This window comes from Gelidibacter sp., from assembly GCF_035515035.1.
GTDB lineage: Bacteria > Bacteroidota > Bacteroidia > Flavobacteriales > Flavobacteriaceae > Gelidibacter.
Genome location: NZ_DATJCA010000107.1, coordinates 1 through 9,655, shown reverse-complemented (window position 1 = coordinate 9,655; position 9,655 = coordinate 1). Strand labels below are relative to the sequence as shown.

At 38.0% G+C, this 9,655-nt stretch carries 9 protein-coding genes; 2 read left to right on the top strand and 7 right to left on the bottom strand.

Annotated features, from left to right (window positions below):
• Both VLZ86_RS09050 and fumC read right to left on the bottom strand, forming a co-directional pair.
• The coding region (locus tag VLZ86_RS09050; protein WP_325450520.1) for an imidazolonepropionase at positions 1 to 831 on the bottom strand (831 nt) is incomplete at its 3' end.
• 234 nt (positions 832 to 1,065) lie between these two features.
• Positions 1,066 to 2,463, bottom strand: a complete 1,398-nt coding sequence (gene fumC, locus VLZ86_RS09045) for a class II fumarate hydratase (protein WP_325450518.1) — start codon at positions 2,461 to 2,463, stop codon at positions 1,066 to 1,068.
• A gap of 268 nt (positions 2,464 to 2,731) precedes the next feature.
• On the opposite strand from fumC, the gene VLZ86_RS09040 reads away from it, so the two are divergent.
• Complete coding sequence (locus VLZ86_RS09040) at positions 2,732 to 2,929, top strand: hypothetical protein (protein ID WP_325450516.1); 198 nt, start codon at positions 2,732 to 2,734, stop codon at positions 2,927 to 2,929.
• 95 nt (positions 2,930 to 3,024) lie between these two features.
• On the opposite strand, the gene VLZ86_RS09035 is transcribed toward VLZ86_RS09040, so the two are convergent.
• From VLZ86_RS09035 to prfB, 5 genes are all read right to left on the bottom strand, one after another.
• Positions 3,025 to 5,544, bottom strand: coding sequence for a TonB-dependent receptor domain-containing protein (locus tag VLZ86_RS09035; protein ID WP_325450514.1), 2,520 nt, complete (start codon positions 5,542 to 5,544; stop codon positions 3,025 to 3,027).
• Positions 5,545 to 5,548: 4 nt separating this feature from the next.
• Complete coding sequence (locus VLZ86_RS09030) at positions 5,549 to 5,887, bottom strand: hypothetical protein (protein WP_325450512.1); 339 nt, start codon at positions 5,885 to 5,887, stop codon at positions 5,549 to 5,551.
• A gap of 163 nt (positions 5,888 to 6,050) precedes the next feature.
• Positions 6,051 to 6,392: an arsenate reductase (glutaredoxin) gene (gene arsC / locus VLZ86_RS09025; RefSeq protein WP_325450510.1), complete on the bottom strand. Its 342-nt coding sequence runs from the start codon at positions 6,390 to 6,392 to the stop codon at positions 6,051 to 6,053.
• An 81-nt stretch (positions 6,393 to 6,473) separates the two neighbouring features.
• A complete protein-coding gene (locus VLZ86_RS09020) occupies positions 6,474 to 7,091 on the bottom strand; it encodes an HAD family phosphatase (RefSeq protein ID WP_325450508.1) in 618 nt (205 codons plus the stop codon).
• 196 nt (positions 7,092 to 7,287) lie between these two features.
• Positions 7,288 to 8,398 (bottom strand): peptide chain release factor 2 gene (gene prfB / locus VLZ86_RS09015; RefSeq protein ID WP_325450506.1). Its coding sequence is split into 2 segments (ribosomal slippage): positions 7,288 to 8,334 and positions 8,336 to 8,398, totalling 1,110 coding nucleotides; the frame shifts between segments, so codons are not numbered across the junction.
• Between the two features lie 110 nt (positions 8,399 to 8,508).
• Here prfB and VLZ86_RS09010 point away from each other — a divergent pair.
• Positions 8,509 to 9,655: DUF5117 domain-containing protein (locus VLZ86_RS09010; protein WP_325450504.1), on the top strand; the 1,147-nt coding region annotated here is incomplete at its 3' end.

The window sequence follows — 9,655 nt, the reverse complement described above, 5'->3', positions numbered from 1 at the left end:
TGCTCTCATTTCTTCAAGATGGTCTACAGAAAGCGCCTTATGCTTAACGGCAAGGGCTACGCCACCAAAGGCATTGAATTGGTTGACGTGAATCTTAGGAATTAGGCCAAATGCCTTCCCAGCTGTCAAAATACGATCTGTATCTACCAAGTCGAAATATCCTTTTTCACAAAATACATCTATATAATCGGCAAGTTTGGATTTGGTTACTTCCGGGATCATTTCAGAAACCACAAGATCTACAAAACCTTCTTTATTGTCTTTAAACTCTTTTGGGACTGCATGTGCGGCAAGTAAGGTCGATTTTATGGTTGCCAAAGACTCTTTTTTGAGACGTTTAATAACACGTAGCATTTTCAACTCAGCCTCCACCGTCAAGCCATAACCCGATTTTATTTCTACCGCTCCAGTACCCAATTGCATCATACGGTTCAATCGTTTTAAGGATTGTTGATATAGATCTTCTTCTGAAGTGTTCTGAAGTACTTCAGCAGAATTTAAGATGCCACCGCCACGTTCAGCAATTTCTTCATATGATAAACCATTGATGCGATCAACAAATTCTTGAGATCGGTCACCCGCATACACAATATGGGTATGGGAATCACACCAGGCAGGAAGCACCATTTTGCCTTTGGCATCAATGACTTCTTCTGCATGATAATCAATGTAATCTGACATGGGGCCATACTCAACAATCGTATCATGCTCAATGATGAGATAAGCGTTTTTGATGGTAGGAAGAATATTCATGTCGGCGCCCTTCACTATGGTCACGTTGTTTTCTCTAACCTGGATCAGCTCTTTGATGTTGATAATGAGTATGGACATAATGTTGTTTTAAATAAGTTGTCTGCGGAATACGCATAAAAAAAAGCAAGTTATTAAAAATAAACTTGCTTTTTTATAAAATTATAAAGGCATTATATCTTTTGAAAACCTTAATTCCCACCAATAGGTTTTGATGAGACACGGTTTGCTTCGATAGAAAAGACAATTTCTTATTCCTACCTCATGGGCTTGCCCGCACGTGCCGGTCTGGCCCGAGGTTCTTGATTAAACCGATTATTTAAGGCCTCCAACCATGTCTTCTGGCTTCACCCATTCGTCGTACTCTTCAGCGGTGACATAGCCTAAATTGATAGCTTCTTCTTTCAAGGTCGTACCGTTTTTATGTGCTGTATTGGCAATTTCGGCCGCCTTATAATATCCAATTTTGGTATTTAACGCAGTGACCAACATCAAGGAGTTATTCAATAAGTGTTTAATCACATCCAAGTTGGGCTCAATACCCTGTGCACAATGCTCATCAAAACTTTTGCATGCGTCACCTAATAATTGAGCGGACTGCAATAGGTTTGCCGCCATCATAGGTTTAAAAACGTTCAATTCATAATGGCCTTGGGTTCCGCCAACAGTCACGGCAACATCGTTCCCAATAACTTGGGCACAAACCATAGTTAAGGCTTCACACTGTGTTGGATTCACTTTTCCTGGCATGATTGAGCTTCCTGGTTCATTGGCCGGAATGATGATTTCACCAATCCCACTTCTTGGACCAGAGGCCATCATACGGATATCATTGGCTATTTTATTTAAACTTACCGCCAATTGCTTTAAGGCACCGTGCGTTTCTACCAAAGCATCATGTGCAGCAAGGGCTTCAAACTTATTGGGAGCGGTAATGAAAGGTAAATCTGTAAATTTAGCTATAAATTCCGCTACGCGTTTACTATAGCCTTTGGGGGTGTTCAAACCAGTACCGACTGCGGTTCCGCCCAGAGCCAATTCACTTAAATGTGGCAAAGTGTTCTCTAAAGCTTTTAGTCCATAGTCCAGTTGGGCTACATAGCCGGAAATTTCTTGTCCGAGTGTGATTGGTGTTGCATCCATAAGATGGGTTCTACCAATTTTCACCACATTTTTATAATCATTAGCTTTTTTGTGTAGTGTGTTTCGGAGCTGTATGACACCACGAATGGTGTTTTCAACAATTTTTTTATATATGGCAATATGCATTCCTGTTGGGAATGTGTCGTTTGAAGATTGTGATTTGTTGACATCATCATTCGCACTAATTACAGGGTCACCCTCACCAATTTTTTTGCCCGCCAATTGTTGTGCTCTATTGGCAATTACTTCATTGACGTTCATATTACTTTGTGTACCAGAACCGGTTTGCCAAATTACCAACGGAAATTGGTCATCGTGTTTGCCTTCCAAGATTTCATCACAGACTTGGGCTATCATATCGCGCTTTTCGATTGGTAGAACACCCAATTCGCAATTTGTAAATGCAGCTGCCTTTTTAAGATAGGCAAAACCGTAAATAATTTCGAGGGGCATCGATGCAGAAGCACCAATTTTAAAATTATTTCGGGAACGCTCCGTTTGTGCGCCCCAAAGTTTATCGGCAGGTACTTTTACCTCACCCATAGTGTCTTTTTCAATTCTGTATTCCATAATATCTGAAGATTAATTACATCACAAAGTTAGCCTTTTTGAAGGGAATTTGTTAATGGTTTTAGATTTTAATTCCTAAAGACAAAGGTAAAAGCGAACTGGAAAAGACCATTTGACTTTTTGATTGAAAATGGAGATCAGAAATATAGAACTATAATCCTGAACCTCATGAAGCCTTTAAAACTCGGTTAATAAATCTTAAAATTAGTATTGTATAAACTAAACGTTTCTCCTATATTTGCTATAATTATTAAAAACAACTTGCAACATGTTTACATTTGACCAGTATTTAGGATTTTTGGCGTTTATGACGATATTGACCATGGGTTTTTGGTTAATGATTTTTTTAATGACTTTTGTGATTCCATATTGGGTCTTTGGAGCTTCAATGGAGCGTTTTAAAGAAATGAAAGCAGAACGTAAAGCGAAAAAGGAAGCAAACGCATCTACCTTAGAAGATTTATAGGCGTTACAATTTAAAATATAAAGCAAAAAAAGCGGTTTCAATTTGAAACCGCTTTTTTTGTGACCTGATCCAAGCTTTATACTTGGAACTGAAGTCTATCCTTCAAAATCGAAGTCGCCGCCATCGCCACCATTGCCACGCTCCATGTTTCGTTGTTGTTTCTTTTGTTGGTTGAAACGGTATGTGAAAGATATATTATAGCTACGTGGTCTCCATTGATACTCTGAAGCACTGTTATAATCAGGAGTGAAAGACTCCATAGCTCTCTTTCTGGTATTGAACAAATCACTTACGTTAAATGCAATTGAGGCACGGTCATCAAATACATCCTTACTAAAAGCCATATCCGTAGAGAACATACCCTCACGTTTGTTTTGGGCGTCTTCACTTGGTCCCATATAAAATATTCGTGTTTGCCAATCAATTTTACCAGGTAAGGTGTATTTGTTGTTCAAACGGAAAAACCAACTTAAGTTTTCTGCACCGTAATCTACCTCATTATAAAAACCTTCTGTTTTAGATTGATATAAGTTGAAGTTACCATTCACGTTCCAGTCTTTGGAAGCTCGGTAGGATAAAGTAAACTCAAAACCAAATCTGTCATTTGTCGCTAAATTAATAGGCGTTCTTCTTATGACAGGAATCACGCTTTCGTATTGGGAGGTAACACCATCAAAATTTGGATCATTTTCATTAATGGTAAAGTTGATATCTCTAATATAGAAATCACCTGTTGCTTCACTAATAAAATTAAAGACATCTGTTGCTCTCTCATAATAAATGGAAGAGTTTAATGTAAACTTATTAAATTTCTTAATAAATCCTAAGTCCACTTTATTAGAATAGCTCGGGTCAATATCTGGATTTCCTTGAAACACACTTGTAGGGCTGCTTCGTGATGGAAACGGATTGATAAATCGGGAATAAGGTCTTCTAATACGACGGTTATATCCAAGTTGTAAACTCTGGTTTTCATCTATTTCATATCCTAAGTTGACTGTTGGAAACAAGTCAGCATAATCCTTTTTTTGCAAATCGCTGGTGGTCTGTTGATCGATGGTGATGCGGGCACCTTCCATACGTAAGCCTAATAAATATGAAAACTTGTTGTTGATCTTACTTCCAAATTGAGTATAAACGGCATTGATATAATCTCTGTAAATCAAATTATTGCTGACATTTGTGTCCAATTCAAAATTACCATCTTCGTAATACTCCAAGCTATAATCGGTGTCCAATTCATTGAAATTACCACGGTACCCCAATTCAAACTGACTGTTATCTCCTAACGGATGTACGTAATCCGCCTGCAATAAAATTTTATCTTGGTTTTGAAGTGTTAGTACACGTTCTATGGTCTCACCATCTTGAGAGAGTAATGACTTATTGTCCTCATCACTGGTTTCATATTGAAAATCAAAAGTCAGTTTATGTTGGCTGTTGTCATTGAATTGCTTGTTGAAATTTACGGAGTATTGTATGGTTTTATCATCTCTAACTTCAGGATCAAAACGTTCAGAAACCGATGTCAGATTATTATTAAAGTCGTATTCTCTACTAAAATTCGTAGAATTGTTATCACTGTTACTATTTCGGTATACCAAAGCTGTTGTTAAAGAAGCTGTATTATTAATATACCACTCCACACCAAGGTTGGTAGAAATACTATTGCTTTCTCTATTTGATTCTCGAACTTCGTTTAAAAATGTATCAGGTCTATCTTCAATAACATTTCCATTCTCATCTCGTTTAATGTTGAAGTATTGGGTGTCTGTAAATGAATTTCCAGGAGATTCTCTATAGGTATACCCCGTGGTATTAAAAAAGTTGAAATCGCCAGTTCTGTAGTTGATGTTTCCAGAAAGTCCGGCCGTAGCAGGATAACCGGCATTGGCAGTAATTGCTCCATTCAGACCTTGAAGTTTACTTCTTCGTAAGATAATATTTAAAATGCCGGCAGTACCTTCAGCGTCATATCTTGCAGATGGAGAAGTGATCACTTCAACACGTTCAATGGACTCAGCTGGTAACTGACGCAAAGCATCTGTTGAGTTCAGTCCAACCAATCCAGAAGGTTTACCGTTGATTAAGATGGTAACGTTGTCATTTCCTCTTAAAGCAACATTACCTTCAACATCCACAGAAACGGAAGGAATATTGTCCAACACGTCACTCACAGTACCTCCTCTAACGGTCAGGTCTTGGCCAACAGTATATATTTTTTTGTCCAATTTTATTTCTACGCTAGTCCGTTGTGCAATAATGGAAACTTCACCTAGGGATTGTGCGTCAATGGCAATGCCTAAAACACCCAAATCTGTATCTCGGACCAAGGTTCTATTGGGAATATTTTTAGTGCCGTAAGAGATATATTCTACAGATATATCATAGGTACCCTTAGGGACTTTAATATCAAACTTTCCATCCTCACCGGTGATGCCTCCTGTAACAATTCTGTTTTCTTTTTTGCTGAAAAAAGCGATGGTTGCATACTCAAGAGGCTGATTAATATCTTTGTCAATCACAATTCCTGTTATGGAAACCTCTTCTTGAGCTGATATTAGGTTTGAAGTAAATAAAAAAAGTAGGGTAAATACGTAGGGAATTAGTTTCATTAGTTTAATTATTTTTTTTGGTTTTTGTCTTTTGTAATTTTTTTATTTCGGCTTTATTATCTTCTAAAAATCGTTGAATGGACGCGATGGTTTCTTCGGTATAAAGCTCTTTAACGTCCGAGAAATGTGAAATTTTCAATTGATCAACCATCGATTTTTTTTCAAATTCCTGATAGAGTTCAGAATAAATGATCAGATTTCGTTGCTTATAGAAATCATCAATTTTTTGCTTTATAATTTCACCTTTGAAATCGTCTACATCAAGCAGCGCTACGAAGGTATTTACACGATCTCTATATTGGTCCATTTGTTTTTCCATGTACTTTTCTCTTTCCTTCTCCATGACTTCTTTAGTTTGTGCATAGGAAGTTGAGATGCTTAAAAAAAGCATGATAAGAGTTAACCTAATTGATTTTGCAACCATAATAAGGGTGGTTTAGTTATTAAGAGTGCAAAAATAGAATTTGGTTTAATGGGGTTTGGTTAAAGTTGTGTTAAAGAAAACCCTATAAAATATCGAGGATTTTTTGTGGTGGACGTCCTATTACAGCTTTATTCCCGTTAATAACAATTGGACGCTCAATAAGCTTTGGATGTTTTGCCATGGCAGCAATTAGCTCATCATCAGTTAGGTCAGAATTTTTATAGTTCTCTTTCCAAATGGACTCATTAGTTCTAACAAGTTCAATAGGTTTGATTTTTAGAAGATTAACAAGTTCTTTAAGTTTTTCGATACTCAGCGTGTTATCCATGTACTTAATAACTTCGTACTCGGCTTTGCTTTTGTCAAGAATATCCAATGCTTCCCTAGATTTGCTACACCGTGGATTGTGATAGATTGAAATCATATTTACTAGTGGTTTTTAAAAAGAATTTGCAAAGGTACAGCTATTCACAATATCAACCAACCAACTTACTTGAGGCAAATTTTAAAGATTAACGCCCATTGCGATCAAATCCTCTTCGAGTTGTTTTGGATTTTTAAATTGAATGATGTTGATACCCATGTCTTTGGCCGCAATGATGTTTCGAAGATTATCATCTATAAAAACAGAACGATCTGCTTCAATATTAAAACGGTCCAATGTCAATTCATAAATTTCTTTAAAAGGTTTACGAGTTTTCTCTTCTCCAGAGACAATGATACCTTCAAACCAATGTAAAAAATCGAAAGTTTGAAGTGCAATAGGAAAGGTCTCATGGCTCCAATTAGTAAGAGCCACCACCTTAAATTGTTGGCTATCTATTAACTTTTTTAAGATTTGTACGGTTCCATCTATAGGGCCACCTAACATTTCTTCCCATCTTCCATAAAACATTCGGATCAATTCTTCATGCTCAGGGAAAAGTGCGATACGTTCTTCGGTTGCTTTTTCAAGTGGGTAACCTGCATCTTGGTTTTCATTCCAATCGTGTGTACAAACATGGTCAAAGAACCATTGCATTTTTTCCCTATCGCCATCAAAAACGTCAAGATATACGTATTCTGGGTTCCAGTCGATGAGGACCCCGCCAAGGTCGAAGATTATAGTGTCTATTTTTTTCATATCATTTCCCACAAAAGTAGCAATCTCTTGTTTCAATTTGGTTCCCGCCACCGAAAATGTTGCGTACGGATTGAACTGGCAGTATTCAGTGTTTAGTATTCAATTTTCAGCGTCCAAGGTTTTCCCCTTCATTTTCAATTTCAACTTCCCGCCTCCGCAAAAGCTGCGGACGGGCAGGCAATTTCAACTTCTATATCTAAAGTTCATTAGGATTCTCATCCTTTTGCCCCATCAACATCAAATATGCTTTTAGAAATTCTTCAATTTCACCATCCATAACATCGTCAACATTCCCGGTTTCATGTCCTGTTCTGACATCTTTCACCAACTTATAAGGATGCATAACATAATTTCGAATTTGGCTTCCCCATTCAATTTTCATCTTACCGGCTTCAATATCTTCTCGTTGGGCCAATTGTTTTTGAAGTTCAATTTCGTACAACTGCGATTTCAACATTTGCATGGCCCTTGAGCGGTTGTCGTGTTGCGACCGGGTTTCTGAACATGAAATTTGTATGCCAGTTGGCTTATGGAACAACTGTACCTTGGTTTCCACCTTGTTAACGTTTTGCCCTCCAGCACCTCCCGAGCGCGCTGTGGTAATTTCTATATCTGCTGGGTTAATGTCTATTTCTATGGTGTCATCCACAAGTGGATACACGTAAACAGAGGCGAAACTGGTGTGACGCTTGGCATTACTGTCAAAAGGAGAGATGCGCACCAAGCGGTGGACGCCATTTTCACCCTTCAACCATCCAAAGGCAAAAGGACCATCAATTTCTAAAGTCACAGTTTTTATACCCGCCACATCACCTTCCTGAAAATTGAGTTCTTTTACTTTAAATCCGTTGTTTTCAGCGTACATAAGGTACATGCGCATAAGCATACTTGCCCAATCACAGGATTCTGTTCCACCTGCACCGGAGGTAATTTGAAGAACTGCGCTCAAACTGTCGCCTTCCTCAGAAAGCATGTTTTTGAACTCTAATTTTTCAATATGATCAATGGTTTTTTTAAGATGTGCTTCCAGTTCTGCTTCCGAAATTTCGTTAGCTTTGTAGAATTCATAGAACACTTCCAACTCTTCTACCAGTGTTTTGGCAGTTTTGTAATCGGCAACCCAATGTTTTTTTTCGCGTAATGATTGCATCACAAGCTCGGCAGCTTTGGAATCATTCCAGAAATTCGGGTCGAAAGTTTGTACTTCTTCGTTTGTTATCTCAATAGTTTTGGCATCTATGTCAAAGATACCTCCTCAACGCACCAAGGCGTTCTACAAGACCTTTAACTTGATCGGATGGAGTCATTTTTATGTTAGTTTTCCGCAAAGATATCATTAAAACTAAGTAGAATTAAAGAAATAATGCGATAATTTTTTTAAGTTAATTTGTGTAGTTTTATAGGCTAATTAGCTATTATGAAAAAATATTTTCTTTACCTCCTTTTAGTTTTAATTGCAAGTCCTTCATTTTCGCAAGTGTTCAAGGATAAGAAAGTGGAAGCTTTCCAAGGTTTTTTTAACTTTTATTACGAAGAAAAACTGGATAGGATCTATTTGGAAGTTGATAAATTAGATCACGAATTTCTTTATGTAAACAGTTTGGCAAGTGGAGTAGGATCTAATGACATTGGCTTGGATAGAGGGCAATTGGGGGATACACGCGTTGTCAAATTTGTAAAAGCTGGTAATAAATTGTTATTGGTTCAACCTAATCAGGATTTCCGTGCCAATACAGATAATGTAGCCGAAAAGAAGAGCATTGAGCAAGCGTTTGCACAATCCGTGCTGTTCGGATTTAAAATAGAAGAAGCTGTCGAAGGAAAATATATCATCGATTTGACCCCGTTTTTAATGGAAGATGCCCATGGCGTTGCCAGAAGGTTGAAAGCTCAGGACGAAGGGACTTACAAAGTAGATCTTTCTACAAGTGCGCTTTCTTTAGAGCGCACGAAAGCATTTCCAAAAAATGTAGAATTTGAGGCGCTCTTGACTTTTGAAGGTGAAGCGAAAGGTCGAAATATTAGAAGTGTCACCCCAACATCATCATTGTTAACTGTGATTCAGCACCATTCCTTTATAGAATTGCCAGATGATGATTATAAACCACGCGAATTTGATCCACGCAGTGGTGCGATTTCTATATCCTACATGGATTACGCTACTCCAATTGAGGAAAACATTGTCAAACGATTTGCGATTAGGCACCGATTGGAAAAGAAGACTCCCGAATTGGCGATGAGTGAAGCCAAAAAACCGATCATTTATTATCTTGATCCCGGAACTCCGGAACCTGTGCGTACTGCATTGTTGGAAGGTGCTCGTTGGTGGAACGAAGCTTATGAGGCCATTGGTTTTAAAGATGCTTTTCAAGTAAAAATGTTGCCTGAAGATGCTGATCCTATGGATTGTCGCTATAATGTGATCCAATGGGTGCATCGATCGACACGTGGTTGGAGTTATGGCGCCTCTGTAGTCGATCCACGAACAGGAGAGATTATAAAAGGTCATGTGAGTTTAGGGAGTTTGCGCATCCGTCAGGATTTTTTGATTGCACAAGCTTTAT

Bases quoted from the DNA above. Each gene is read 5' to 3' on its own strand.
- fumC (WP_325450518.1), bottom strand. From the start codon at position 2,463: ATGGAATACAGAATTGAAAAAGACACTATGGGTGAGGTAAAAGTACCT.
- VLZ86_RS09040 (WP_325450516.1), top strand. From the start codon at position 2,732: ATGTTTACATTTGACCAGTATTTAGGATTTTTGGCGTTTATGACGATA.
- VLZ86_RS09035 (WP_325450514.1), bottom strand. From the start codon at position 5,544: ATGAAACTAATTCCCTACGTATTTACCCTACTTTTTTTATTTACTTCA.
- VLZ86_RS09030 (WP_325450512.1), bottom strand. From the start codon at position 5,887: ATGGAGAAGGAAAGAGAAAAGTACATGGAAAAACAAATGGACCAATAT.
- arsC (WP_325450510.1), bottom strand. From the start codon at position 6,392: ATGATTTCAATCTATCACAATCCACGGTGTAGCAAATCTAGGGAAGCA.
- VLZ86_RS09020 (WP_325450508.1), bottom strand. From the start codon at position 7,091: ATGAAAAAAATAGACACTATAATCTTCGACCTTGGCGGGGTCCTCATC.